Source organism: Pseudomonas sp. 5Ae-yellow (assembly GCF_014077575.1).
GTDB classification, from domain to species: Bacteria; Pseudomonadota; Gammaproteobacteria; order Pseudomonadales; family Pseudomonadaceae; genus Halopseudomonas; species Halopseudomonas neustonica.
Genome location: NZ_JACGWE010000016.1, coordinates 38,068 through 63,365, shown reverse-complemented (window position 1 = coordinate 63,365; position 25,298 = coordinate 38,068). Strand labels below are relative to the sequence as shown.

General features: G+C 56.5%; 28 protein-coding genes and 1 pseudogene. 13 read left to right on the top strand and 16 right to left on the bottom strand.

What is annotated here, in order from left to right:
• Positions 1 to 118: 118 nt before the first annotated feature.
• Together H4J77_RS20395 and H4J77_RS20390 are read left to right on the top strand one after the other, a co-directional pair.
• Positions 119 to 1,396, top strand: a pseudogene (locus H4J77_RS20395) (HAMP domain-containing protein); the annotation flags it as partial.
• Positions 1,397 to 1,411: 15 nt separating this feature from the next.
• Positions 1,412 to 2,254 carry a methyl-accepting chemotaxis protein gene (locus H4J77_RS20390; protein WP_404940775.1) on the top strand — a complete coding sequence of 281 codons (843 nt, stop codon included), beginning with the start codon at positions 1,412 to 1,414 and terminating at the stop codon, positions 2,252 to 2,254.
• On the opposite strand, the gene H4J77_RS11660 is transcribed toward H4J77_RS20390, so the two are convergent.
• The 3 genes from H4J77_RS11660 to H4J77_RS11650 are packed head-to-tail and all read right to left on the bottom strand — an operon-like array spanning position 2,239 to position 3,343.
• On the bottom strand, positions 2,239 to 2,889 hold the full coding sequence (locus H4J77_RS11660; RefSeq protein ID WP_123887739.1) for an SOS response-associated peptidase: 651 nt from the start codon (positions 2,887 to 2,889) through the stop codon (positions 2,239 to 2,241). The genes H4J77_RS20390 and H4J77_RS11660 overlap by 16 nt on opposite strands.
• Positions 2,886 to 3,146, bottom strand: coding sequence for a DUF2007 domain-containing protein (locus H4J77_RS11655; RefSeq protein WP_123887740.1), 261 nt, complete (start codon positions 3,144 to 3,146; stop codon positions 2,886 to 2,888). The genes H4J77_RS11660 and H4J77_RS11655 overlap by 4 nt, the downstream gene beginning before the upstream one ends.
• A 2-nt stretch (positions 3,147 to 3,148) precedes the next feature.
• Positions 3,149 to 3,343: a CPXCG motif-containing cysteine-rich protein gene (locus H4J77_RS11650; RefSeq protein ID WP_123887741.1), complete on the bottom strand. Its 195-nt coding sequence runs from the start codon at positions 3,341 to 3,343 to the stop codon at positions 3,149 to 3,151.
• 115 nt (positions 3,344 to 3,458) lie between these two features.
• On the opposite strand from H4J77_RS11650, the gene H4J77_RS11645 reads away from it, so the two are divergent.
• A complete protein-coding gene (locus tag H4J77_RS11645) occupies positions 3,459 to 4,607 on the top strand; it encodes a 1-acyl-sn-glycerol-3-phosphate acyltransferase (RefSeq protein ID WP_123887742.1) in 1,149 nt (382 codons plus the stop codon).
• A gap of 28 nt (positions 4,608 to 4,635) precedes the next feature.
• On the opposite strand, the gene H4J77_RS11640 is transcribed toward H4J77_RS11645, so the two are convergent.
• Positions 4,636 to 4,914 (bottom strand): hypothetical protein, encoded by a 279-nt coding sequence (locus tag H4J77_RS11640; RefSeq protein ID WP_123887743.1) that lies wholly within the window; start codon positions 4,912 to 4,914, stop codon positions 4,636 to 4,638.
• A 338-nt stretch (positions 4,915 to 5,252) separates the two neighbouring features.
• Between H4J77_RS11640 and H4J77_RS11635 the strand changes: the two genes are divergently transcribed.
• From H4J77_RS11635 to H4J77_RS11605, 7 genes are all read left to right on the top strand, one after another.
• On the top strand, positions 5,253 to 5,714 hold the full coding sequence (locus H4J77_RS11635) for a hypothetical protein (RefSeq protein WP_123887744.1): 462 nt from the start codon (positions 5,253 to 5,255) through the stop codon (positions 5,712 to 5,714).
• A gap of 249 nt (positions 5,715 to 5,963) precedes the next feature.
• A complete protein-coding gene (locus H4J77_RS11630) occupies positions 5,964 to 8,756 on the top strand; it encodes a monovalent cation/H+ antiporter subunit A (RefSeq protein WP_123887745.1) in 2,793 nt (930 codons plus the stop codon).
• Positions 8,756 to 9,082 (top strand): Na+/H+ antiporter subunit C, encoded by a 327-nt coding sequence (locus H4J77_RS11625; RefSeq protein WP_123887746.1) that lies wholly within the window; start codon positions 8,756 to 8,758, stop codon positions 9,080 to 9,082. The genes H4J77_RS11630 and H4J77_RS11625 overlap by 1 nt, the downstream gene beginning before the upstream one ends.
• Entirely contained in the window at positions 9,082 to 10,593 is a 1,512-nt protein-coding gene (locus tag H4J77_RS11620; protein ID WP_123887747.1) for a monovalent cation/H+ antiporter subunit D, read from the top strand. Before H4J77_RS11625 ends, H4J77_RS11620 begins: the two co-directional genes overlap by 1 nt.
• Complete coding sequence (locus H4J77_RS11615; RefSeq protein ID WP_123887748.1) at positions 10,590 to 11,096, top strand: Na+/H+ antiporter subunit E; 507 nt, start codon at positions 10,590 to 10,592, stop codon at positions 11,094 to 11,096. The genes H4J77_RS11620 and H4J77_RS11615 overlap by 4 nt, the downstream gene beginning before the upstream one ends.
• A complete protein-coding gene (locus H4J77_RS11610) occupies positions 11,081 to 11,350 on the top strand; it encodes a K+/H+ antiporter subunit F (RefSeq protein ID WP_123887749.1) in 270 nt (89 codons plus the stop codon). Before H4J77_RS11615 ends, H4J77_RS11610 begins: the two co-directional genes overlap by 16 nt.
• A gap of 9 nt (positions 11,351 to 11,359) precedes the next feature.
• Positions 11,360 to 11,698: a Na+/H+ antiporter subunit G gene (locus H4J77_RS11605; RefSeq protein ID WP_123887750.1), complete on the top strand. Its 339-nt coding sequence runs from the start codon at positions 11,360 to 11,362 to the stop codon at positions 11,696 to 11,698.
• A gap of 236 nt (positions 11,699 to 11,934) precedes the next feature.
• Here the strand turns inward: H4J77_RS11605 and H4J77_RS11600 are convergent, their stop codons facing one another.
• The gene (locus H4J77_RS11600) at positions 11,935 to 12,489 is read right to left on the bottom strand and encodes an OmpA family protein (protein ID WP_123887751.1); all 555 of its coding nucleotides are present in this window, start codon (positions 12,487 to 12,489) and stop codon (positions 11,935 to 11,937) included.
• Between the two features lie 173 nt (positions 12,490 to 12,662).
• Here H4J77_RS11600 and H4J77_RS11595 point away from each other — a divergent pair, with 173 nt between their 5' ends.
• A complete protein-coding gene (locus H4J77_RS11595; protein ID WP_123887752.1) occupies positions 12,663 to 13,313 on the top strand; it encodes a hypothetical protein in 651 nt (216 codons plus the stop codon).
• Positions 13,314 to 13,323: 10 nt separating this feature from the next.
• Here the strand turns inward: H4J77_RS11595 and H4J77_RS11590 are convergent, their stop codons facing one another.
• The 5 genes from H4J77_RS11590 to H4J77_RS11570 form a co-directional block, all read right to left on the bottom strand.
• Positions 13,324 to 14,025, bottom strand: a complete 702-nt coding sequence (locus H4J77_RS11590) for an ABC transporter ATP-binding protein (protein ID WP_123887753.1) — start codon at positions 14,023 to 14,025, stop codon at positions 13,324 to 13,326.
• A gap of 13 nt (positions 14,026 to 14,038) precedes the next feature.
• A complete protein-coding gene (livG, locus tag H4J77_RS11585) occupies positions 14,039 to 14,806 on the bottom strand; it encodes a high-affinity branched-chain amino acid ABC transporter ATP-binding protein LivG (protein WP_123887754.1) in 768 nt (255 codons plus the stop codon).
• Positions 14,803 to 16,059, bottom strand: coding sequence for a high-affinity branched-chain amino acid ABC transporter permease LivM (locus H4J77_RS11580; RefSeq protein ID WP_123887986.1), 1,257 nt, complete (start codon positions 16,057 to 16,059; stop codon positions 14,803 to 14,805). Before H4J77_RS11580 ends, livG begins: the two co-directional genes overlap by 4 nt.
• On the bottom strand, positions 16,059 to 16,985 hold the full coding sequence (gene livH / locus H4J77_RS11575) for a high-affinity branched-chain amino acid ABC transporter permease LivH (protein WP_123887755.1): 927 nt from the start codon (positions 16,983 to 16,985) through the stop codon (positions 16,059 to 16,061). Before livH ends, H4J77_RS11580 begins: the two co-directional genes overlap by 1 nt.
• 108 nt (positions 16,986 to 17,093) lie before the next feature.
• Positions 17,094 to 18,215: a branched-chain amino acid ABC transporter substrate-binding protein gene (locus tag H4J77_RS11570; RefSeq protein ID WP_372237829.1), complete on the bottom strand. Its 1,122-nt coding sequence runs from the start codon at positions 18,213 to 18,215 to the stop codon at positions 17,094 to 17,096.
• 298 nt (positions 18,216 to 18,513) lie between these two features.
• Here H4J77_RS11570 and H4J77_RS11565 point away from each other — a divergent pair, with 298 nt between their 5' ends.
• Complete coding sequence (locus tag H4J77_RS11565) at positions 18,514 to 18,819, top strand: DUF2288 domain-containing protein (RefSeq protein ID WP_123887757.1); 306 nt, start codon at positions 18,514 to 18,516, stop codon at positions 18,817 to 18,819.
• 201 nt (positions 18,820 to 19,020) lie between these two features.
• On the opposite strand, the gene phnE (H4J77_RS11560) is transcribed toward H4J77_RS11565, so the two are convergent.
• Genes phnE (H4J77_RS11560) through H4J77_RS11545 form a run of 4 tightly spaced genes read right to left on the bottom strand, consistent with a single transcriptional unit; the run spans position 19,021 to position 22,275 of the window.
• Positions 19,021 to 19,785 carry a phosphonate ABC transporter, permease protein PhnE gene (phnE, locus tag H4J77_RS11560; RefSeq protein ID WP_123887758.1) on the bottom strand — a complete coding sequence of 255 codons (765 nt, stop codon included), beginning with the start codon at positions 19,783 to 19,785 and terminating at the stop codon, positions 19,021 to 19,023.
• A complete protein-coding gene (gene phnE / locus H4J77_RS11555) occupies positions 19,782 to 20,618 on the bottom strand; it encodes a phosphonate ABC transporter, permease protein PhnE (protein ID WP_123887759.1) in 837 nt (278 codons plus the stop codon). Before phnE (H4J77_RS11555) ends, phnE (H4J77_RS11560) begins: the two co-directional genes overlap by 4 nt.
• The gene (locus tag H4J77_RS11550) at positions 20,609 to 21,415 is read right to left on the bottom strand and encodes a phosphonate ABC transporter ATP-binding protein (protein WP_123887760.1); all 807 of its coding nucleotides are present in this window, start codon (positions 21,413 to 21,415) and stop codon (positions 20,609 to 20,611) included. The genes phnE (H4J77_RS11555) and H4J77_RS11550 overlap by 10 nt, the downstream gene beginning before the upstream one ends.
• On the bottom strand, positions 21,412 to 22,275 hold the full coding sequence (locus H4J77_RS11545; RefSeq protein WP_123887987.1) for a putative selenate ABC transporter substrate-binding protein: 864 nt from the start codon (positions 22,273 to 22,275) through the stop codon (positions 21,412 to 21,414). Before H4J77_RS11545 ends, H4J77_RS11550 begins: the two co-directional genes overlap by 4 nt.
• A 170-nt stretch (positions 22,276 to 22,445) precedes the next feature.
• Here H4J77_RS11545 and H4J77_RS11540 point away from each other — a divergent pair, with 170 nt between their 5' ends.
• A complete protein-coding gene (locus H4J77_RS11540; protein ID WP_123887761.1) occupies positions 22,446 to 23,234 on the top strand; it encodes a hydroxypyruvate isomerase family protein in 789 nt (262 codons plus the stop codon).
• 355 nt (positions 23,235 to 23,589) lie between these two features.
• On the opposite strand, the gene H4J77_RS11535 is transcribed toward H4J77_RS11540, so the two are convergent.
• On the bottom strand, positions 23,590 to 24,036 hold the full coding sequence (locus tag H4J77_RS11535) for a hypothetical protein (protein WP_123887762.1): 447 nt from the start codon (positions 24,034 to 24,036) through the stop codon (positions 23,590 to 23,592).
• Positions 24,033 to 25,283 carry a transporter substrate-binding domain-containing protein gene (locus H4J77_RS11530; protein ID WP_123887763.1) on the bottom strand — a complete coding sequence of 417 codons (1,251 nt, stop codon included), beginning with the start codon at positions 25,281 to 25,283 and terminating at the stop codon, positions 24,033 to 24,035. The genes H4J77_RS11535 and H4J77_RS11530 overlap by 4 nt, the downstream gene beginning before the upstream one ends.
• Positions 25,284 to 25,298: the final 15 nt, after the last annotated feature.

The following is a 25,298-nucleotide window of genomic DNA, read 5'->3' as shown; positions in this document are numbered from 1 at the left end:
TTTGACCGTATTAAAGCGCTAATGTCATCACGGGACTGAAGTTTATTTGTCGTTCGCCGATATAATAAGAAGCCCCTCAAGAGGGCACCCTTATTCTGCCGTTAAGCCGAGGTAATTAATGAAATTCAAGTCCATTCAGCTATCCATCGCAGTGCTTGCTGGAGCTTGTCTGTTCATCGCAGTCGGGGTCATGACCCTGTACTCGGTCTATTCATCCGAGCGCAGTCAGGCCTACGTTCAGGGGCGCAGCGAACAGCTGCTTGAGGGGTTGGTAAAGGATCGTCTGCTATCCATTGCCAATGGCGAGCGATCACGTATTCAGCGCCGCCTGGAATATCCCATCGCGGTTGCCCAGCAGGTAGCCAATCTCAACGCGATGTTGGGTGAGATACAGCCTGACGGTATGCCTTCGTTGATGATGGGTCGTGAAGAAATGACGCGCGTGCTCCGTATGACCTTGGCAGAGAATCCCGATCTGTGGGATGTCTATGTCGGTTGGGAGCCGAATTCGCTCGATGAAATGGATGAGTTTTACCGAGGGATAGAAACCGATGGCTATGACGGTAGCGGCCGTTATATGCCGGTCTGGTTTCGAGGTGAGGGTGGCGAGCTTGAGCTTGAACCCCTGGGTGACATGGAGAGTACAACGCTGCTTGATAGCGGTGTTCGCACCGGCGAGTATTACTTGTGCACGAGGGAAACGCTTAAACCCTGCGTGATTGATCCTGCCTCCTATGAAATGGGTGGCAAGCAAGTATTGCTGTCATCGTTCACCGTACCCATCATCGTCGACGGTGAGTTCAAGGGCGCGGCCGGCGCCGATTTGGCCATGGACTTTCTGCAGAATATGTTGACCGAGAGCGACAGTGAACTGTACGACGGTCAGGGCGATCAGGCGCTGGTCAGCGACAAGGGGCGTCTGGTTGCTTACACGGGTACCGATGCTCGTCCGGGTGATCGTGCCGATACTGTGCTCGATCAGCACGAGCTGGCGAATATGGCATCCCTTGGTGATGAGCCCATTTACGATATCGACGAGGAGGGTGGGCATATCGAGTTGATCATGCCGATCACCTTTGGTGACAGCAATACGCGTTGGTCCCTGTTGATCACGCTGCCACTGGAAGCGGTTATGGCTGATCTCGACGCGCTCAACGCAGAGCTAAAGGATCAGCGCGTTGCCTCGGCAGTATGGCTGGCGGTGATCGGGTTTCTGGTTGCGCTGGTTGGGCTGGTCGTTATGGTCTTCGTTGCTTATGGTCTTGCCAAGCCTGCGCGCAGACTGGTCTCCATGCTGGATGATATTGCCAAGGGGGATGGCGACTTGACCAAGCGGCTTGAGGTCGATCGTGCGGATGAGTTGGGCGCCATTGCCAGCGGTTTCAATGCTTTCCTGGACAAGTTGCAAGGCATGATTCGCGAAGTGGTCGGCTCCGTGCAGCAGGTTACTGACGCCTCCGAGCACACCGCTGATATTGCCATGCGGACCAATGATGGCGTTCAACGCCAGCTCAGTGAAATCGATCTGGTCGCTACCGCTGTTACAGAGATGACAGCTACTGCGCAGGATGTGGCGCGCAATGCGTCGCAGGCAGCCAGTGCGGCCCATAACGCAGATGGCTCGGCGACGCACGGCCGCGAGGTAGTCAAGGCGACCTCCGACACCATCATGGCGCTCTCTCAGGATATTCAGCGCGCTGTTGAAAGCGTGCGCTCGCTGGAGCGTGATAGTGAGAATATCACCGGTATTCTGGACACCATCCGCGGTATTGCAGAGCAGACCAACCTATTGGCTCTGAACGCTGCAATCGAGGCTGCTCGCGCCGGTGAGCAAGGGCGTGGCTTCGCGGTGGTTGCCGATGAGGTGCGTAACCTGGCCCAGAAAACGCAGAGCTCGACGGCTGAAATTCAGACCATGATCGAGCAGTTGCAGAATGGCACCAAGGAAACGGTAAAAGTGATGGAGCAGAGCCGGTCGCGGACCGACCAGAGTGTGCTGCAGGCCGAAGAGGCAGATGCTGCACTGACCTCAATCACGCAAGCGGTATCGGTCATCAACGATATGAACAATCAGATCGCCAGCGCTGCTGAAGAGCAAAGCGCGGTAGCTGAAGACATCAATCGCAATGTCATGACCATCGATACCGTTGCCAAGTCGGTTGCCAAAGGGGCTGATGAAGCATCTGAGGCCAGTGCGTCACTGACCAAGCTGGCCGAGCATCAGCGTCGTCTGATCAATCAGTTCAAGGTCTGAATCGGGCCACTGGGGTTGCAGCAATGCGGCCCCTTGGTTTCTGGGCTGCTGACCGCGCTCGCAACCGGGTGGATCATTTCTACCTGGGCGTCAGCATTGAGTAATAAGGGTTGTAGTGCACTGACCGGCGTTGCCTCTGCGAGCCATATTGACTGTTCGCCGCTGTTGAGTGCCACCGGCATGCGTTCAGCCAGCGTGGCTGGCAGTCCTTTGGATGGCACCGTTATCAGTGCGCAGCTATCCCAGTAGTGCTCTTTATCCAGTTGATAACGCTCCCAAATGCCCGCCAAAGCCAAGCCACCCTCGCGACGACGCAAATACCAGGGGTGCTTGCGCGAGCCGTTATTTTTCCAGAGATAGTAACCGTTGATCGGGATCAGGCAGCGCCGTTTGGCAAACGCTTGCTTGAACATAGGCTTTTCGTGCAGAAACTCGGCCCTGGCGTTGAAGCTGGCGCGGCTCAGATCCTTGAGCCATCCAGGCGTGAGGTTCCATAACACCGGCACGCATTCCAAGCGGCCCTGCTGCTTACGCAGGATCAAGACACGGCCACCTGGGGGCAGATTCCAGTCAGGCTTCCAGTCGGTCGGAGTGCTTGCATGCGGAGGGGTGAACTGGGCAAGGCGTCCAGTCATTGGTTTACCGGGTCTGATGAAAGGCTATTAACGTTCTCTTCAAACGGACTGGCAGCCAGGTAGTCATTGATCAGTTGGCTGGCGCGCTGGGCATCCTCGTCAGTCAGCCAAAGAGCGAGCAGGTCTTGTGCTGGCAGGTCCCCTACCGCACCTTGCAGGTATTGGCCGCTGATATGGCAGCTGATGTGGTGATCAGCCAGCATACTCTGCAGCAGCGTGGCCTCGGTCATATCCAGTGGACGGTAAACGCACTGCATGCTTAATCCTGTTCGCGGCGCAGATCGACATGGTAGTCGTCCTGCTCGTGGTCAATCCACAAGCTAACGTGGATAGGTTGGCAGCAGACCTCACAGTCTTCTATATAGCTTTGAGTGCCGCTGGCGATATCGAGTAGTAGCACAATAGGTTCGCCGCAATGCGGGCAGGCGAGGGTGGCTTCTTCTAGGGCCTGCAAGGTAATGGCTCCGCTGTTTTAAATGTGACAGCCAGTGTAGCCCCATCGTCAATTTGGCGAAACCGCTGCGCACATCGCATAATGCGCGGCCAACGCAAATGAGATTGAGGAATACATGGGCGAGTTTGATGCTATTCGGCCGTATAACGACGCTGAGGTGCCTGCTGTAATGGAGCGCCTATTGGGCGACCAGGAGCTGATGCGGATGCTGGCTGCATATCGTTTTCCGCTACTGGCACGCTGGTTTCCGGGTGTGGTGCGGCGCGCGGTGCAGTTTGCTCTGCGGCGCGAGGCAAGGGGTATCCAGTGTGTTGATACCTTGCAGCACAAGCTGGAGCCCTACCTTGATCGTGTGATCGAAAGCAGCACTCTCAACGTTACCTACAGTGGCCTCGACAATTTGCGCCAAGGTCAGGCTTACCTGTTTCTGGCCAATCATCGTGATATCGTGATGGACCCGGCCTTCGTTAACTACGCCCTTTACCATACCGGCCATCCAACTCCGCGGCTGGCCATTGGTGACAATTTACTTCAGCGCCCCTTCGTTGCCGACCTGATGCGGTTAAACAAGTGTTTTATCGTGCGCCGTTCACTGACCGGGCGCCGAGAGAAGTTGCAGGCTTATCAAATGATGTCCGCTTATATCAGTCATTCACTGGCAGAAAGCGAATCAATCTGGATTGCGCAGTCTGAAGGACGTGCGAAGGATGGGCTGGATGAGACTGATCCGGCGATCATAAAAATGTTTTGTATGAGCCGCAAGGGAGAAGAATTTGGTCCGTTGATTCGCTCTCTGAATCTGGTGCCCGTGTCCATTGCCTACGAATGGGATCCTTGTGACCTGTTGAAAGCTCGTGAATTGGAGCAGAAGGCGCGGCTGGGTGAGTATCACAAGGAGCCAGGCGAGGACGACAGATCTATCGCTATGGGGCTGACGGGCTACAAAGGGCGTGTGCATGTTGCGTTTGGTGAGCCGCTGCAGGACGACTACGCTGATGCCAAGGCAGTAGCGCGAGCAGTGGATAAACAGATTCTGACGAATTACCGACTATCGCCAAGCAATTATTTGGCGATAGAGCAGCAGGGCCAGATTCCCGCGCAAGTGGCTGCCTGGCGTAATGACTTCACTCCGACTGAGGTTGCCGCAGAAGAGCAACGTTTTAAGACCAGACTGGCTGCCTGCCCGAGTGATCAACGTGCTTACTGGCTGTTGCAGTATGCCAATCCGGTCCACAGTCGCCTGCGAGTCTTAGAGCATCAATAGTCGTGCGCCAGATGATCGGAGCAGCCTATTAGAGCTGGGTGCTAATCAAACTCAATAGCAGTCCGAGTGCAAGGGATGCGCCGCCAACTCGGTAGAAAAGGCGGTCTGCGCGCCGCGAAGCATTTTCATCGCTGTCGATAGCCAGATTCTGTGGCGTTGCAGTCATACGGTTGGCGCGGCTCGCCCCACGGAGTTGGGTAGCGAGCCACAACCAGCTGCCATTGGCGGAAAAGAAGAGCGCCAGGCTATTTATCGTAAGTGCGGGGTGCGCAAGATAATACAGCCATGCTGCCTGTAAGGGAGACATGCTGAAACCTCCGTAAAGCGGAATCGGTAACCTGCGGCTTGGTGACGGTAATGGCGGTTCTTGCTTTCCGTACAGTCCTTGCCTGTCTATTCTTATGGTTATGGAGAGTTACGGCGATACCCAAATGGGATGGTATGGTGATAAGTGTTTGCTATACCACCTGTGTATAAAGAAGCGCCATTTTAGGTTATTTGGCGATTTAATTCGACCAGGGCACTAGCGTTCCCGATCAATGGTCATAGATGCCGCTAGCGTGAAATGGCCGATTTGCTGCAAGCTGCGCAACCCGTCATTTTGCAGCGGGCGTGATCATTTACACCCAACTTGAGGTTATTGATATGAACAGACAACTGGTGACAACCCTGCTGCTTGGCGCGATCTTGACGCTGGGTGGTTGCGCTTCCTCGTTGACCGGAGATACCTACAGCAGGGACGATGCCCGCGCGCCACAGATTGTGCGCATGGGGACTGTGGAGTCTGTACGCTTAGTGAAGATTGAAGGCACAAAAACAGCGATTGGGCCGATTGCCGGTGCGGCCATCGGTGGCGTCGCTGGCAGTGGTGTAGGTGGCGGTAGTGGTCGGGCGATCGCTTCCATTGTAGGCGCATTGGCTGGTGGTATGGCCGGGGCCGCAGCGGAAGAGGGTATTACGCGTACTCAGGGCGTCGAAATTACGGTCACGGAGGATTCTGGTCAGACTCGGGCTTATGTGCAGGCCGTGCAGGAAGGCGTTAGCTTTGCCGCGGGTGACCGGGTACGAGTCATGACAGTTAACGGTGAGTCGCGCGTCGTTAAGTAAATCGGGTTTCTTACCCAGGCCTGCCGGCTTTGTGCCGGCAGGCTACGCATTTTGTAACGCAATGCGCTGTATTCGATTCCCGCTGCAAAGGTTCAGACATTTATACTATTGGCCTTTGCTGGTGCATTGCGATGCCTCTGCCACTGCCATGATAGTCTGTGCATTCAGACTAGACCGCACGGGTCTGCTGCGTCAGGCGTGGGCAAGACCGGTAATAGCCTTTTTGGCCATAGATGGAGTAAGTCCTGCATGACCCTGGCGCTTATCGTCATTCTTCCTCTGATCGGCAGCCTCCTGCCGCTATTGTTCAATAAGCATGGTCGCTCGCTGTGCGCTAGTATGACCATGCTGGCCCCCGTTCTGGGTATGATCCTGCTGTGGCAACAGGCGTCAGCAGTATTCGCTGGCGAGACCATAGTGCAGACATGGCGTTGGCTTGACGTGCTGGGTTTGCATATCAGCTTTCGGCTTGATGGGCTTAGCTTCCTTTTCGCGCTGATGATTTTAGGCATTGGTCTCCTGGTCATCCTTTACGCGCGTTACTATCTGGCAAAAAAAGACCCCATGGGCCGGTTTTTTGCCTACCTGCTGCTATTTATGTCGGCCATGTTGGGCGTAGTGCTGTCAGAGAACCTGCTGCTGATGATGTTCTTCTGGGAGATGACCAGCCTCTCTTCCTTCTTGCTCATTGGCTATTGGTCGCACTCGACTGACGCCCGCAAAGGCGCCCGTATGGCGTTGGCGGTCACGGGCGCAGGCGGGCTCGCCCTGCTGGCGGGGGTCTTGCTGATCGGCCAGGTGGTGGGTAGTTATCAGTTAACTGATGTATTTGCTTCTGGTGACCTGCTTCGTGATCACGCGCTTTATCCGGTCATATTGGTATTGGTGCTGCTGGGCGTGTTTACCAAGTCGGCACAGTTTCCTTTTCACTTTTGGCTGCCGCATGCGATGGCAGCGCCGACGCCAGTTTCGGCTTATCTCCACTCCGCAACCATGGTCAAAGCGGGTGTTTTTCTCTTGGCCCGGCTCTATCCGGCGCTGTCCGATACCGACCTATGGTTTTATCTAGTCAGCAGTGCAGGCATGGCGACTTTGCTGGTCGGCGCCTGTACAGCGTTGTTTCAGCACGACCTCAAGGGGCTGCTGGCCTATTCGACGATCAGCCATTTGGGTCTAATCACGCTGTTGTTTGGTCTGGACTCGCGTTTGGCCGCGGTAGCCGGCGTTTTTCATATTATTAACCACGCTACCTTCAAAGCTTCGCTATTCATGGCAGCAGGCATTATTGACCATGAAACGGGTACGCGTGACATGCGGCGCATCAACGGTCTGCTGCGGTTTATGCCGCACACGGCGACGCTGGCCATGGTTGCTGCGTCAGCAATGGCGGGTGTGCCACTACTCAATGGCTTTTTGAGCAAGGAGATGTTCTTCAGCGAAACGCTGGATACGCACATGCTCGGCAGCTTTAGCTGGCTGATTCCGCTGGGCGCGACCTTGGGTGGGGTGTTCTCCGTCGCCTATTCGCTGCGCTTTATTCACGATGTGTTCTTTAATGGTAAACCTGTCAATTTGCCCAAGTACCCTCCGCACGAGCCGCCGCGTTATATGAAAGTGCCGGTAGAGATTCTGGTGGCCATGTGTCTGCTGGTCGGGCTGGCACCAGGGCTTACTGTCGCAGGCCTGCTTTCGGTCGCAGCACAGGCAACGGTTGGCGGTGAATTGCCGGAGTATAGTCTTGCGATCTGGCACGGCTTTAACCTGCCGTTGCTGATGAGTTTTGTCGCTCTGGTTGTGGGTGTACTTGTCTACGCGGCGCGCGCGCCTTTGTTTGCCTGGTATGCACGCCAGCGCGAGTTGGACGCTAAGCTGGTGTTTGAACGCATGGTGCAGGCGGCTGTGCGCGGTGCTGGCCAGTTCACGCTGCTGTTGGAAAATGGATCGCTGCAGCGCTACCTGGCCTGCCTGCTGGGTGCGGCACTCATCGTCAGTGGCTATTGGCTGTTCCGACTGCCGAGCTTGCAAGGCAACGTAGCCATGACACCCATTGACGGTACTAGCCTTGCGGTGGCTTTGATCATGTCTGTTGCCGCGTTGTGCACTGTTTTCTGGCACCGCAAGCGACTGGTATCGCTGACGATGCTCAGTGTTGTTGGTCTTGGTGTGGTGCTTGCCTTTGCTCGCTTTGCCGCGCCAGATCTGGCCCTCACGCAAATATCGGTTGAAGTGGTCACCATAGTGTTGTTGATGTTGGCGCTGTTCTTCTTGCCCGCGCGCTCACCGCGCGAGTCCTCCCCGTTGCGGCGTGGCAGAGATGTGTTGCTGGCACTCATGTGTGGGGGGCTGGTAGCGGCATTGGCCTTTGCCGTCATGACGCGTCCCTACGACAGCATCGCCAGTTTCTTCTTGCAGAACAGTTTGACTGGCGGCGGTGGTACCAACGTAGTCAATGTGATCCTGGTCGACTTCCGTGGCTTTGACACTATGGGCGAGATTACCGTGCTGGCGATTGCAGCCATTGGTATTTATGCGCTGATAGATGGTCTGCGTCTCCGTCTGCCGGGTGGTGATAGTTTGGGTAAGCCTTGGGCAACCCGTGGCGAGCAACTGATGCTGGTGAACCTGTCGCGGGTCTTGCTACCACTAGCGCTGCTGATATCGGTATTTATATTCCTGCGTGGCCACAACCTGCCGGGTGGTGGCTTTATCGCTGGCCTGATTACCGCCGTCGCCTTGATTCTGCAATACGTTGCCAGTGGCGAGGAATGGACATCAGAGCGTTGGCCGGTCAATTACCATTATCTGGCTGCTGCCGGTGTGTTGATTGCAGCAGCGACCGGCTTTGGCAGTCTGTTCTTCGGCTATCCCTTCCTGACCAGCGCCTTTGATCACTTCCATATTCCGTTGATAGGAGACATCGAGCTGGCAACTGCGATGCTGTTTGATCTGGGTGTTTACTTGACCGTAGTGGGTGCCACTTTGTTGATACTCGCGAATCTGGGCAAGTTGTCACAGATGCCGTTGCGAAGGGGGGATTTCTGATGGAGCTGATGTATGCACTGCTAATTGGCCTGCTGACCAGTTGCGGGGTGTTCCTCATGCTGCGCGCACGGACCTTCCCGGTGGTGATAGGGCTGACCCTGCTGAGCTATGCGGTCAACCTGTTTCTGTTTGCCATGGGCCGCATTGGTGAAGCGGTGCCTGCGGTATTGGGTGAGCGAGTGGACTATGCGGACCCACTGCCACAGGCATTGGTGCTGACGGCTATTGTGATCGGTTTTGCTATGACCGCCTTTGCGCTGGTCCTATCCCTGCGAGCGCAGGGTGAGTTGGACAGTGATCACGTTGATGGTAAGGGAGATCGTTGATGACTCATCTGCCGATCCTACCCATTGTGTTGCCTATGGTGGTGGGCGCTGTGCTGCTGCTAATGCGTGGTAGCATGAATTTTAAACGTGGCGTCAGTCTGCTGGCGACCTTTCTGCAGTTGCCGTTGGCAATCATGTTGCTCCTGCGTGCCAGCGAGGGGACGCTGGTTTACACCTTGGGCAACTGGGCACCGCCCTTTGGTATTGTGTTGGTGGTTGATCGCCTCAGTGCGCTCATGCTGTTCATAACCGCTGTGCTCGCCTTTTGTGCGCTGTTGTTTTCACTGCGCGGCGATGACGCTGCAGGGCGCAATTTTCATCCGCTGTTTCAGTTTCAGTTGATGGGGATTACCGGCGCCTTTCTGACTGGCGACCTGTTCAATCTTTTTGTATTTTTCGAGATTCTGCTGATCGCCTCCTATGCGCTTTTGCTGCATGGTGCGGGGTCCGCGCGAGTGCGCGCAGGCTTGCACTATGTGCTCTTGAATCTGACTGGGTCAGCTTTGTTTCTGATTGCAGTCGGTACCCTGTATGGGGTGCTAGGAACGCTTAATATGGCTGATCTGGCGATTCGCGTCAGCCAGCTATCGCCAGAGGAGCAGCCTCTGGTGGGCGCCGCAGGCATGCTGTTATTGGTGGTCTTCGGTTTGAAAACAGCGATGTTCCCGCTCTATTTCTGGCTGCCGCGTGCCTATTCGGCAGCCAGTGCCCCGGTCGGTGCGCTATTCGCCATTATGACCAAGGTTGGTCTGTATTCGATCCTGCGGGTTTACACGCTTATCTTCGGTGAGCAGGCCGATAGCCTGGCATTTATGGTTAATGAGTGGCTTTGGCCACTAGCGCTGGTAACGCTGTTGCTTGGCGCACTGGGCGCATTGGCTGCAGCCACGCTCTCGGGACTGATTGCTTACCTGGTGGTGCTCTCGGTTGGCACCATGCTCGCGGGGCTGGCGATTGGCACGCCTGAAGCCCTGCGGGCCACGCTATTCTATTTGATGCACTCGACCTGGATTACCGGGGCCTTCTTTTTGTTCGCCGGCGTGCTGCAACGTGTCCGCGGGCCGCGCTACGCTGCGCGTCTGATTGCCGGACCAGCCTTGCCGTACCCAATGCTGCTGGGTGGCGTGTTCTTTTTGGCTGCGATGTCGATTGTCGGTATGCCGCCGTTGTCCGGCTTTATCGGTAAGCTGTTGCTGCTTAGTGCCGTGGGCACCGGGCAGCAGGCTGCCTGGTTATATCCGGTCGTGCTGGGAGCCGGGTTCTTGAGCCTTGTTGCCTTGAGCCGCGCGGGTACCACGCTGTTCTGGCGTCAAACTGAGGCAGCTGCGTCGGCTGAGCCGATCGATGCGCTGCGCATGACGGCGGTACTGCTGTTATTGCTGGCCAGTCCGGCGCTGGTGATCTTTGCCGAGCCGGTACTGGCCTACCTGGCTGCTACCGCAGATCAGCTGCTGGCGCCGCAAAACTACATTGATGCGGTTATGTCCATCACTCCGGAGGCCAGTCCATGAGCTTTTTCAAGCGCATCCTGCCGCACCCCTGGCTGAGTCTGTCGCTGTTGGTTGGCTGGCAATTGCTGATGAATGCGGTATCGGCAGGTAGCCTGATAATGGGCGCCTTTCTCGCCCTGGTCATTCCCTTGATGACCAATGTGTTCTGGCCTAACCCGCCAAGCAACTGCCGGGTCGATCGATTGCTGCTGTTTGTGTGCCGCGTGTTTGCCGATATTGTGCTGGCCAACCTTCAGGTAGCCAAACTGATTCTCGGCCCGCGCCGCGAGTTGCGCCCGGCTTTTGTCGAGTATCCACTGAGTTTGCAGCACGAATTTTCTATCAGCGTGCTGGCCAGCACAATTTCGCTGACACCGGGCACGGTCTCGGCTGACATCAGCGAAGATCGCAAGACGCTGCTGATACATGGGCTGGATGTGGGTGATGAGGAGGCGATGATTGAGCATATTCGACGCCGCTATGAGCAACCGATCAAGGAGGTGTTCGAATGCTCCAGGCCGTAATTCTATTCTGCCTAGGCATCATGAGTGTTGCCTTGCTGCTGACCTTTGTTCGCCTGATCAAGGGGCCTGATCTGCCGGACCGCATACTGGCCATGGATACCCTGTATATCAACGGTATTGCGCTGATCATGCTGTTTGGTTTGTATCTGGACTCCAACCTGTTTTTTGAAGCCGCGTTGTTGATCGCCGTCATGGGGTTTATCAGCACGGTCGCGATTGCCAAGCACCTGATGCGCGGCAATATTATTGAGTAAGGAAAGATTATGAGTGGACCAAGCTGGGTCGAGTGGCTGATTGCAGCCTTGCTGCTAACCGGTAGCCTGTTCGCGCTGATTGGCTCTATCGGGTTGGTCAAGCTGCCGGACTTCTTTATGCGTCTGCATGGTCCGACGAAGGCGACCACATTGGGTGTAGGGGCGCTGGTTATTGGCTCCATGCTGTATTTTTCGCAGCAGACTGGCGAGCCTAGCCTACACGAGCTCTTGATTACCTTTTTCCTGTTTTTAACTGCGCCGGTCAGCGCACATATGCTGGCTAAAGCCGCCATGCATGAAAAACTGCGGCGTGAACCGCGAACTCGCGGCGAGCCTTGGGATCAGTGAGCTCCTGCCCTTAGAGCAACGCCAATCTGTGGCGGTATTTAGCGCCTGAACGGGCTCGTGAGATTGTCTGGTCTGGTTGGCTAGAGCGCAAAGTACTGGCAGCGCAGGGCTTGGCGTACGTTAAGAGTACGCAATGCCTGGGTGCTGCTAAGTTGTGAAAGGCTTTTTACTACTTACTACAGCAGACCTGGCCTGCAAAAGCGACGTACTGCTATTGCAGGCCAGAAGGGCTCATATCAAGGCGCAAGGGCCAGATTCGAGAAGCCGCCACGGGGGGTGATTTCGATTTCTACCCGACGGTTCAGATCGCGACCTTCCTGGGTGCTGTTATCTGCCCGGGGTTGATCCTCGCCCAAACTCTTCAGCTGCATGTTGGTACGACGAACGCCGCCCAGTTGCAGTACGCTGGCAACAGCCTGGGCGCGCTCAAGGCTGAGTTGCTCGTTTACGTCGTCTGCGCCGACATCGTCGCTGAAGCCAATAACGGCAATATTGCTATCAGTCGCTGTGCGCAGAACCTTGGCGACACGTGACAAAGGCACCAGGCCTGAGGGTAGTAGCAAGGTCCGCTTGGGATGGAAGTTATTTTTGACCGGTATTACCAGACGAATCTGCTCACCGGTATTGTGAATCTCGTAATGCTCTTCCAAGGCAATGACGGTGAGCTCAGCCATATGCTCCTGGGCCCATGGGGTCGCCTCGGGCTGAGGTGCTGGGGCGGGTTTGCTGGTGGAGCAGGCAGTAAGGGTTATTGCGACAGTGCTCAGTATGGCGGCAGAGATCATCTTCATTATTGTGCTTCCAACAGTGTTTTCCGACAAAGTGATACCAGGGAACCAAACCCGCCAATCTGAATCGCATGCGGGTGAATGGGGCACAGAGTACCATTGCCAATCGCATTTGTGATCTGCCGTATGTCATGATTTTGGCGGCATCACCTATTTTACGCTGAGGAGTTCACATATTGAGTGCTTTCTTGTGTCAGAGCGCGCGTATTACGCTGGCCACGGCGGTGTTGTTGACGTCGGGTTGTAGCTTGTTGAGTGATCGTTGGGCGGGGGGGCAGCAGCGCCTGAGTGGCCTTCTTGAACAGAGCGAAAGCGGGTTTGTACTACGCCAGTGCGGCCGCGACAACGCACAAGCGGTAAGTGCCAACGATAGGCTCGATGAGCTGTTCGCACAATCAGCACAACCAGGACAGACAGCGATTTTTGTCGACTTGCTGGGGCGGGTTGATAGCGCCGGGCGAGTTCGGTCTGACGAGGTGCTGCGCATGCAGTCGCACGGCCGGGGTTGTGCTGATCGCAGTGCTGATGCGGCGCAGTGGGTCGCGGTGCAAAGCAAGCCAGCCTGGCGTGTCAGTCTTGCGGCGAATGGTCTGACGCGCAATGATGCCGAGCGATCTTACTCGCCTCAGCCCGTAGTGAGCGAGCAGTTGCCAGATGGTTCGCTGAGCGCTCGTGGGCTGGAGGACGCTGGTATTGAGTTATGGCTTTATCCGCAAGCCTGTCAGGACGCGATTACTGGTGATTATTTTCATATGAGCGCCACTTTGCTGCTTAATGGTGAACGCTATCAGGGTTGTGCCTATCAGGGGCGCCAGACGGCTCCCTGACAGTCTGGGGCTAGCCGCCGAGATAGGCCTTGCGCACATCGGGGTTGGCTAATAGTGCTTCGCCAGTGTCCTGCATGACGATATGGCCGTGCTCCATCACGTAACCCCGGTCGGCGAGCTTAAGCGCCTGATTGGCATTTTGCTCGACCAGGAAGATGGTGACGCCCTGCTGGCGCAGCTGCTCGATAATATCGAAAATCTGCTGGATAATGATAGGTGCCAGCCCGAGCGACGGCTCATCGAGTAGCAAGAGCCGTGGTTTGCTCATTAGTGCACGCCCGATTGCCAGCATTTGCTGCTCACCACCTGACATGGTGCCTGCGCGCTGTTGATAGCGTTCTTTCAAGCGCGGAAACAAGGTTAGCGTGGTGTCCAGTTGCTCTTGCAGTTCTTCCTTGGCGGTAAAAAACCCACCCATGCTCAGGTTCTCCTCCACCGTGAGCCGTGAAAATACCCGCCGGCCTTCCGGTACTATGGCGATATCCTTGCGCATGATTTCGGCGGTGGTTAGACCGGTCAGTTCATCGCCATCGTAGCGGATGCTCCCCGTGCTGGCGTGGGGGTCGCCGCACAGGGTCATCAGCAGGGTTGTCTTGCCCGCACCATTGGCACCGATAAGGGTGACGATTTCGCCGCGTTGAACCTCAAGGTTCACCTCGTGTAGCGCCTGGATCTTGCCGTAGTGGGTTGATACGTTCTTCATGTACAGCATGGTTGGCAATTCCTCAGGTTTCACCCAGGTAAGCTTTGATGACATCCGGATTCTGCTTGATTTCTTCCGGCGTGCCGGCAGCCAAAGGCCTGCCCTGGTTGATTACAACGATCTTGTCGGAAATGCTCATCACCAGTTTCATGTCATGCTCAATCAGCAATACCGTGAGTTGATGGTTGTCGCGTAGCTCGGCGATCAACGCCTTCAGATCGTCGGTTTCCCGTGGGTTCAGGCCAGCTGCAGGCTCATCCAGCATCAACAGCTTGGGCTGGGTAACCATGCAACGTGCTATCTCCAGACGTCGTTGCTGGCCGTAGGCGAGGGTGTTGGCCTCGCGATTGGCGAACTCGTGTAAGTCAACGCGCTCCAGCCAGTAGGCCGCGCGCTCCATTGCTTCGCGTTCACTGCGGCGATAGCTTGGCGTTTTGAACAGCCCGGCCAGCATACTGGTGTTCATATGCTGGTGCTGGGCTACCAGCAGGTTCTCGACTACGGTCATTTCCTTGAACAGCCGAACATGCTGGAACGTTCGAATCATGCCGCGGCGCGCTACCCTAAAACCCGGCAAGCCTTGAATTTCCTGCCCATCAAACACGATCTTGCCGCCGCTCGGCTTGTAGAAGCCGGTAAGGCAGTTGAAGACCGTTGTTTTACCGGCGCCGTTGGGGCCAATCATAGAGACGATTTGTCCCGGTTCAACACTCAACTCTACACCGTCCACGGCCAACAGGCCGCCGAAGCGCATGGTCAAACCGGATACTTCCAATAGCGGCCGGCTCATGTGCGCAACTCCAGGTGCGGACGGTTCATTGGCAGCAGCCCTTGGGGGCGCCAGATCATCATCAGCACCATCATCAAACCAAACAGCAACATGCGGTACTCGTTAAACTCACGGGCCATCTCCGGCAGGATGGTCATGATGATGGCAGCCAGAATGACGCCGATCTGTGACCCCATGCCGCCCAGCACCACAATGGCGAGGATGATGGCAGACTCGATAAAGGTGAAGGATTCCGGGCTGATAAAGCCCTGTCGTGCAGCAAAGAAACAACCGGCAAAACCGGCGAAGCTGGCACCTATGGTGAAAGCGCTGAGTTTTACCGCGGTAGGGTTGATGCCCAGCGCGCGGCAGGCAATCTCATCCTCACGCAGAGCTTCCCAGGCACGGCCAATCGGCATGCGCAGCAAGCGATTGATTACGAACAGGGTGATCAGCACGAGCAGGAGCGCGAGCAGATAGAGAAACATGACCCGGTGCTCAGAACTGTAATCGATACCTACAAAGTCGTGGAAGCTCTGCATGCCCTCGCTGGCCTTGCGGCTGAATTCAAGTCCGAAGAGCGTAGGCTTGGGGATGCCGCCGATGCCATTGGGGCCGTTGGTTAGCCAGGTCATATTATTCAGCAGAATGCGAATGATCTCGCCGAAGCCCAGGGTAACAATGGCCAGATAGTCTCCTCGCAGGCGCAGTACCGGAAAGCCGAGCAGGAAGCCGAATAGGGCGGCGAGTAAGCCGGCGGAAATCAGACCGGTCCAGAAGCCGATATCAAAATACATCGCGAGCAGGGCATAACCATAGGCACCCACCGCGTAAAAGCCGACATAACCCAGATCCAGCAGGCCAGCCAGACCAACCACGATGTTGAGCCCCAAGCCAAGCATCACGTAGATCAATACCAGCGTCGCCAGGTCAGTACCGCCTCGGTTGGAGATGAAGGGCCACAGGATGGCGAGCGCGATCAAAAAGCACCAGAACAACTGACGCAGTACGGGTTTTTTGCTGGCTTCAACCAGCTGTGTCGGCGTTTTTGGCATGCCTGGCATGCTCTGCCATAGCCTGGCCAGGTGGTCGCGGAACAGGTTGTAGAAAAAGATGAAGGTGGCGGCAATCGCGATCTTCCAATACACGTCAGGGCCAGCGCCAACCAGGGATAAGTTGGTGCCGTCCTGATCGAGTCTCACGCCCATCAGCAATCCAGAAAGAACTACGACGACGACGGCGGAAATGACCGCCGGTTTCAAATTGGCGCGAATCATACTTTCTCTACCTCCGGGCGGCCAAGAATGCCACTGGGGCGGAACAGTAGAATCAGGATCAGCAGCCCAAAGGCCACCACGTCCTTGTACTCGGTGCTGAAGTAACCCGCAGTGATGGCCTCGGTAACACCAAGCAACAGGCCGCCCAATACGGCGCCGGGAATACTGCCGATGCCGCCCAGTACAGCGGCGGTGAAGGCTTTAAGGCCCGCCATGAAGCCGATGTAGGGGTTGATCACGCCGTAGTACATGCCGAGCAGCACACCGGCAATGGCTGCCAGTGCAGCGCCGATGACAAAGGTCAGCGCGATGATGCCGTTGGTATTGATACCCAACAGGTTGGTCATTTTCAGGTCTTCAGCGCAGGCGCGACAGGCACGGCCCATGCGCGAGCGGGAGATGAACAGGGTTAGCAACACCATGCTCACCAGCGTGACCGCAAAAATGATCATCTGCATATAGGACAGGCTGGCGTGGAAGGCATCCTGCGGGCCAATGTCGATACCGCCGGTGATCAGGCTGGGCATCGCAATGTCACGCGAGCCTTGGGCTATACGCACCAGGTTCTGCAGGAAAATAGACATGCCGATCGCTGAAATAAGCGGGATCAGGCGGTTGCCGCCACGCAGCGGGCGGTAGGCGACACGCTCGATACTGTAGCCATAGGCACTGGTGACCACCATGCTGATGACGAAGGCAGCAAAAATCAGCAGCGGTACCGACTCAATACCGAACATCGCCAGCGCGGCAATAACGATAAAGGCGATATAGCTGCCAATCATGTAAATCTCGCCGTGGGCGAAGTTGATCATGCCAATGATGCCGTACACCATGGTGTAGCCAATGGCGATCAGGGCATAGGTACTACCGACGGTAAGTCCGTTCAGTAGCTGTTGAATGAAATAATAGAGGGACTCTGGCATAGCCATGACACCGAAAATACAAGATGAGCAATGCTGGTCCGCAAAGACAGGCATCAACAAAAAAACCGGGCCTGTCAGCTAAGCTGAGCAGGCCCGGAGTTAATTCACTTACTCGGTCAGTGCAGTTTTGCTGGCGTCAGAGTGCCATTCATAGACCACGAAGTTGAAGTCTTTCAGATCGCCTTTCTCGTCGAAAGCAAGAGTGCCCGTCGGAGTGTCGAAGTTGTTGCTTCGCAGCGCCGCAGCGACGGCTTCGGTGTCGGTGCTATCGGCCAGCTTGATACCATCGGCAATGACCTGCACTGCTGCGTAAGCCGGGAATACGAAGGGACCGGAAGGGTCTTCGTTCTTGGCTTTGAAGGCTTGTACCAGGTCAGCGTTCCTGGGGTCTTCGTCAAAGGCTTTCGGCAGGGTGACCAGCAGACCTTCGGAGGCTTCACCGGCGATGGCAGAGATGTCGGTGTTACCTACGCCTTCAGGCCCCATGAAACGCACATCCAGACCTTGCTCGGATGCCTGGCGCAGAATCAGGCCAAGCTCTGGGTGGTAGCCACCGTAGTAAACAAAATCGACATCGGCCTGGCGCAGCTTGGCGATGAGCGCAGAGAAGTCCTTGTCACCCGCGGTGATGCCTTCAAACAGGGGTACGTCGATGCCGGCTTCAGTCAGCACGTCACGCACTGCGGTCGCGATACCTTCACCGTACTGTTGTTTGTCATGGATGACGGCAACTTTGTTTGGCTTTATCTGTTCAACAATATATTTGCCAGCAGTCGGGCCCTGCAGGCTGTCCAGACCAATGGTGCGAAATACCAGGTTGTAGCCGCGATCGGTGATCTCGGGGCTGGTGGAGGCTGCGGTAATCATCAGGATGCCTTCATCTTCATAGATGTCGGAAGCAGGCTGAGTAGAACTGGAGCAAAGGTGACCAACGACAAAGCTGATGCCATCGTTAACGATACGGTTGGCGACGGCGACAGCCTGTTTGGGGTCGCAGGCGTCATCAAAAACCACACCTTCCAGCTGGCTGCCATTCACGCCGCCTGCCATGTTTATCTGCTCGATGGCCATTTTGGCACCGATGAACTGCATGTCACCGTACTGTGCTACGGGACCGGTAACCGGGCCTGCCAGCGCAATCTTGATCGTATCAGCTGCCAGCGAGTAGCTGCTGGCACCGACCAGTGTCGCCGCGGCGATAATTTGGGACAGTGCTTTTTTGTGTGCCATTTTCATAGTATCTGCTCACTTATATTGTTATGCCGAATTAGTCTTGGCCTGTTCCTGCTTGTCCGGGTACGCAGCCTGATCAGAACTGTACCGGAGCAGTTTAGCAATCGCTACTATTACAGGGAATCGGCCGTTGTCGATTTATGGGTCAATGTCCTTTAACTGCAACATTGTGTCTGTATAGCGACATACTGTGTGACAGATTAGGTTGTTTTTGGCGACATTGCCGACGATGTCTTGCATGTCAGCCGCAGCTGGCTACCATGCAGCTTTTTGATAGAGGAAAGGAATTAGCCTGATGACCCTGTCTGACGAAGCCTACGCGGCTATTCTTGGTGCCACTGGCAATATTGAATGGAAAACCCTCGAGCCTCACTTTGCGCGTGGCGATTTGCTGATGGTCGCCCCGGATCTTGATCTGGTGCAGGCGGCTGCGGCGATGATGGAAGACAACAGCGAGCAGATAAAAGGCTGGATGGATGCCAGGCAGTTGCAGTTGGCGACCGATGCACAAGCGGCAGACTGGGCTGAGCGAGAGCCTGACAATTTGTGGGCGGTGGTTATTCGGCCTTGGGTCTTGGTGCAGGAGCGGGTTGAGAGCTGACCAATTTTTTGCTCCTGAGTATTTCTGAAGCATGGTTTTATTCGGTTGGCTTTTTCTGACTGCGGTCACTCAAATACTGATAATCAGTTTGGGATCGGTTTCGCCTAGCGGCGAAACCGTTATCTAGCTAACGCATGATGGTTGAGATAATACTCGGAGCAAGCTTCGTTCAGGCCTTGGCAGACAGAGTCAGACGCCAGTTCACCCCAATCTCGCCCGCAACCACCCGCTCAACGCATCCACCAACAACACCATCGCCAGCATAGCCAGAATCACACTCATCGCTTTGGATTGCTGAAACAGGCTGAGTGTGACGTGCAGCATCTGCCCCAAACCACCAGCGCCCACAAAGCCCAATACCGCGGCCATACGAATATTGTTTTCCCAGCGATACAGGGTGTAAGCCAGCCACTGGGGTATGACGCCCGGCAGGGTGCCGTAGAGAAAAGCGGTGGTGGCGGAGGCACCTGCTGCGCGCAAGGCATTGGCCGGCTCGGGTGGGGTGTTTTCCAGCGCTTCGGCGAAGAGCCTGCCGAGTACGCCCGTGGTATGCAGGGCGATGGCCAGGGTACCGGCAAAAGGGCCCAGTCCTGCTGCCAACACCATCAGTGCAGCCCAAACCAGCTCCGGCACAGAGCGCAGCGCATTAAGCAGCAGGCGGCAGAGGGCTTTTGCCATATTGCCCAGTCGGCCTGCTGCCAGCAGGCTAAATAGCGCCCCAAAGAACGCGGCCAGCAGGGTGCCGATAGCTGAGATCGCCAAGGTCTCAAGCGTGCCTTGCCACAGTTTGTTGAGCCAGCCTGCGGAGGTGTTGGGTGGGAAGAAAGAGCCTGCATAGTCCAGCATCTGTGCGCGACTATCAGTGCTGAACAGGCTGGCAAAGTCCAATTGCAGATAAGCAAAAGAGGCTACCACTGCGGCAACGATTGCCAGTAGCCATAGTGCTGCGCTGAGGCTCTGCTTCATGCCAGCCTCTTGCGCAGTTGCTGGCTGATCTGGTCGGCCAGCAGCACCAGCAACAGGAAGGTCAGCAATATGCTGACTACTTCCCCACCGGCAAACATGCGCATGGACAGGTCAATCATTTGGCCCAGCCCGCCAGCTCCTACGAAGCCCATGATGACCGAGGCACGCACGGCGCACTCCCAGCGATACAGAGTGTAGGACGTTAGTTCCTGTGCAGCATTGGGCAGTACACCGTACAAAAAAGCAGCCAGGCGGGAGCTGCCACTCTGCAGTAATGCGCGGGCAGGTTGTGGATCAACCGATTCATAGATTTCCGCATAGACTTTGCCGAGCATGCCGCTGTAGGTAATGGCTATCGCCAGGACGCCAGCAGTGGGGCCCAGTCCCACGGCGCGCACGAACAGCAGCGCCCAAACGATCTCCGGTATGCTGCGCAGTACGATCAGAACAAAACGAACAGGGTAGCGAAGCAGGCGGCCAGTCCGGCTGGGACGGCCACTAAAGAGTGCCGAAATAGAGAGCGTGCGGGTAGCGATGAGGCTGAGGGGGATAGCCAGAATCAGTGCCAGAGCCAGGCCCGCGGTTGCCATTGCCAGGGTTTCCAGTGTGGCTCGACCAAGCATTAGCAGGAACTCAGCGCTGGTATCCGGCGGCCAGAACCCTGCCAGGAAACGGCCCATTACCTCGCGGTTTTGCGCGTTAAAGAGTATCTGCGGCCGAAACTCGGTCAGTTGCAGGCCAGGCCAAAGCACCAGCAAGAGTGCCAGTGTCAGCAGTGCGCGGGGAGTGGCAGCTGGGTCATGCCAGTGGGCCCGAGTTGCGGTTACAGGCATCGGCTACGCAGGCTGTTGTTGGCCGCAGCGGCGTATTGATCGGCGGTATCGTCCAGGTCGGTATTCAGGTAAAGCGCATCCAGATCCTGCTGGCTGATGGTGTCTGCGCGCTTGTCGAAAAGAATCTCGCCCGCTCTAAGGCCGATCACGCGGGGGAAGTGTTTCAGCGCCAGTTCTACCGCATGCAGGCTGGCGATCAAGGGCACGCCGCGTTCACGGGCAATGCTGCCGAGGATGCTCAGCGTATGTTCGGCCAATACCGGGTCCATCGCCGAGACGGGTTCGTCTGCCAGCATGATGTCCGGTTTTTGATAGAGCACGCGGGCGATGCCGATGCGTTGTTGCTGTCCGCCCGACACCTGATCGCAGCGTTCGAAGAGTTTTTCTGCCAGATCCAGGCGAGACAACTCCGCTCGGGCGCCTTCGATATCGCTCGGATAACACAGGGACAGGCAGGCGCGTGCCAAAGACCATTGCCCCAGCCTGCCGGCCAGTACAGCGGTTACCACCCGTTGGCGTGGTGGCAGAGGAGGGCTTTGGTGAATCAGGCCAATGCGGCTGCGCAGCTGGCGCAGAGCTCGGGCACCCAGTTGTGCGGGATTATGCTGCAGCAGCTGAAGGTCGCCGGAGGAGCTCAGTAGGCTGGTTGCCAGCAACTTTAGCAGGGTGGTTTTGCCCGCACCTGATGAGCCAATGATGGCGACCTGTTCGTCAGCTGCAATGCTTAAGTTGATATCCGATAGCGCGCGCATCCCGTTGGGGTGGGTATAACCCACCCCTGTCAGGCTGATGCTCACTCAAGCAAACCGGCAGCACGGGCAGCTTCTTCAATGCCCTGATAGTTTTCTGCACTGGTTGGCACAAAGCGTGAGGCGCGCTGTAGATCCAGAATCGCTTTATGCTCAGGATTGGCAGGGTCCAGTGCCAGGAAAGCGGCCTTGATCTTCTCGACCAACTCTGGCTCCAGGCCGCCGCGTACTGTCCAGTTATAGTCGTAGTACGTGGGGGTGACGGCGTAAACGTGGACTTTGTCAGTGTCGACCTTGTCCTGCTCGATCAGTTTTTCCCACACTGATGAATTCAGCACGCCAGCGTCTACCTTGCCGGATTCAACCCAGGCGACGGTCGCGTCGTGGGCGCCTGAAAAGCCGACACGGCTGAAGAAGGTATCAGGATCAATACCGTCCTGCTGCAGGAAGTAGCGCGGCATCAGGTGGCCAGAGGTAGAGGATACAGAGCCGAAGGCGAAGCTCTTGCCTTCCAGGTCTTGGTGGGTTTTGACGTCCGGATCAGCCGTGATGAAGGTACTGGTGAACACTTCGTCCTGCTCGCGCTGAACCAGCGGAATTGCGTCGCCGGTGCGAAGTTTGGCTTGCACGTAAGTGAAACCACCCAGCCACGCCATGTCTAGGCGCTTGGCACCCAGCGCCTCAACCACGCCAGCGTAATCGGAGACAGGCTGAAAAGTAACCGGGATGCCAATTTGTTCTTCCAGATACTTGCCCAGCGGCTCGAACTTGCGCATCAGCTCGGTAGGCGCTTCATCGGGGATGGCGGAAACGCGTAGCTCAGTGGTTTGCGCCAGTGCAGCGGTAGAAAAAAGGGTGGCAACAGACAGGCACAAACCCGCCAGCGCAGCCAAGGGGCGTTTGATCATCGACATGTTTTACTCCGGTTCAATAGCGGAAGACTCCCAAACGGCTGTCGTGGCCGAGCGGGGCATGGTCGCAAGTGTAAAGAAAAACCGCCTGCAGGCGAAGCCCTGAGACGTGCAGCTATGCCGCAAGCTGCTTACAATTGAGTGCTTTACCTTTCGGAGAACACTCCATGCGCTGGAAGCTGGCCGCCAACCTCTCGCTGCTGTTTACTCAACTTCCTTTATTGGAGCGCGTAGGCGCTGCTGCCAAGGCAGGGTTTGATGGAGTGGAAATCCAGTTTCCCTACGCCATACCGGCTATCGAATTGCAGGTTGAGTTGCAGCGCCACGGCATGCCGCTGGTGTTGTTCAACTTGCCGGCCGGAGACATGCAACAGGGCGGGCCAGGGCTGGCAGGTGTGCCGGATCGCCAAGCAGAATTTGCCAGCGCCCTGCAATTGGCCCTGGAGTATGCGCAGGTGCTGCGGCCGCAAAAGGTCAACGTGCTCCCCGGCAGATTGGCCGCAGGAGTTGATCGAGCTACCGCACTGACCATCTTGGCCGCCAACCTGAAGAACACAGCCGAGGTCTTTGCGCCTCTGGGTATCGGCGTGGTGTGCGAGGCGATTAACCGGCTGGATATGCCGGACTTTTTGCTGTCCGGCTCCGACGAGCTGGCTGAGATGCTGGAGCGGGTCGATCATCCTAATCTCTCCGCGCAGCTCGACTTCTATCACATGGCACGTATGAGCGAGCATTTGCCACACAGCGTGCAGCGCCTGGCCGGACGCATCGGCCACGTGCAGTTTGCTGATTGCCCTGGTCGCGGCGCACCCGGTTCAGGCGAACTGGATTTTGCCGCAGCGTTAGCGGCGATGGACAGCGTTGGGTACGACGGATGGTTGGCTGCTGAGTATCGCGCTGAGGCGGATGATGATATGGCTTGGATGGAGACTTGGCGGGCGGCTGGGTGGGTATGACTGCATTTCTGCGGTACTCGACAGCTTGGAGTATTCGTATGATGTTGGTTCTTCGCCTGTTTTAACCGCGCAACTAAGCTACGACACGGACTATTAAATCCCATCTGAGCGGGCGAGTAGCGCAGAGCTGCCGGGGAAAAGGTCCTCGCGGTGTCTGAGCGAAGCGAGTTTGCGAGGGGCCCCGGCAGGTCGAGCAACGGAGCGAACCCGAAGGGCCGCGCAGCCGGGTACCGAGGGGGGGTGTCGGGGGGAGTGGGTAAGCATTCCCCCTGACTCGCCATCCGGTGAAACCGGAAATCAGCTAGCCACATACTGTATGCATATCGCATGCTGGCTGGCAGCCTAACCACCCCAACTACATACCCGGCCCACAACGCACTTCTTCCGCATCAACCAGCTTCTCCTGAGTCTGCTGATCATAAAGCCAGCCTGCAGGCCGCCAGCCACGGCGTTCGGTTTTGAGCAGATACTGCATGCCGGCAGCAAAATTATCGTATTTCACCTCCATCACACAGGTGCGTAAGTTGGCGTCCAACAGGGCGCCGCTGCCGGCGCCACCGGGTACTTCGAAGTGATAGCGCACCTGCAGGCTGTGCGCGCCGGGCGTGATGTCGCCGAAGCGAATGCTGGGCGTAAGCTCACCATCCAGGCGGTAAGCTCTCACATCGTTGCCCACATCAGCATCCAGGTTGACCCGAGCCATGCCGCCGTCCAGTGGCTTTTGCGGTACCGGAGAGCAGGCGCTGCATGCCAGTATGATTGCCAGCGCGCTGGCGCAGAGGTGGAGTGCAGTGTGGCTCATTGTCTAGGTAATTCTCCGCTATTTAAGCTGTTTTCCATCTTCAAGGCCCGTTCGATATCAATCCCCAGAATGATCACGCCAGTCACCTCACCGCTGCTGGGGTTACGCACGGTATTGCTCACGTGTACCTGATAACGCTGGGTCGATTGGTCGTAACTTAGCGGGCCCATATAAGGTTGATCCTGACTGGCAAAGAAGGGTTCGGCAAATTTGGCTTCGTCTCCTTGCCAGTAATCGGTAGTGACTTCGCTAGCGGCGATGTTCAGGCCATGCTGGTCGGTCACTATAATCTCACTTATCAAACCCTTGTAGCTCGCCTGCTGTTGCTTCAGCCAAAGTGACAGGGAATTGTTGCGTACGCTGTCTATCAGCGGTTGCTCTGTTTGTTGCTGCTCTTGTAGCCATTGCTGGTCCAGCGCATGTATCCGGCTCAAGGCCATATCGCCGCGGGTTTTATTCTCCTGTAACACCGCCTGCACCAGCAGAGGCTCGCGGCGCCAATTGTCGAATAGTGTTTCGTATAAGTGTGCTAGGCGAGCGCGCTCATCCGCTTGTAGTACGGCAATTTCGGGGATGCACTGGAAAACCTGTCGGTTAAACTGAGTCATAAAGGCAGGTTCACGGCTCAACAGCGAATTGGAGAAATAGACGCCCAAGGTGGTGTATTGCTGGAAGTGCGCATGGCTCGGGCGCAGATCCAAGGGTTGTTGCGTCATCTCAATACGCAGCGTCTGCTGGTCAGCCAGAAAGGCGTCGATGCGACCGCGCTCGAGCAGATAGAGCAGTTGCGCGGTATTTGTCACCAGCGGATCTACGTTATAGCCATGCTGTATCAGCCAATCTACCTGATTGCTGCCGCGCACTCCGCCGATGCGCAGGCTGCTGGAGGCGCCGAAGGCCGGAGGCCGCTCTGTGTTGTTGCTGTACCAATACCACTTTTCCAGCGCCAGTGGAGCTGACAGGGTGGCGAAGTTGCTGGCGTTGTTCATCCTGGTAGATGAGAAAAATCCTTCGGCCTTACCCTGACTAACTTCATGCACGGCGCGTTGCCAAGGCAGCACTCTGATCTCGTACTCCTTATCCATGGCATCGAAGATACAGGCCAAGGCCGTTATAGAACTCCCCGTCAAGCGATCACCCTCTTGCACCTGATAGGGTGGGAAAATGTCCGTATTCAGCATCAATGGCTCACTTTGAGCGGCCAAGGGGAGGGTGAAGATGAGCGCTAACAACAGGCGTCCCGGCATGATTATTTTCCAGCG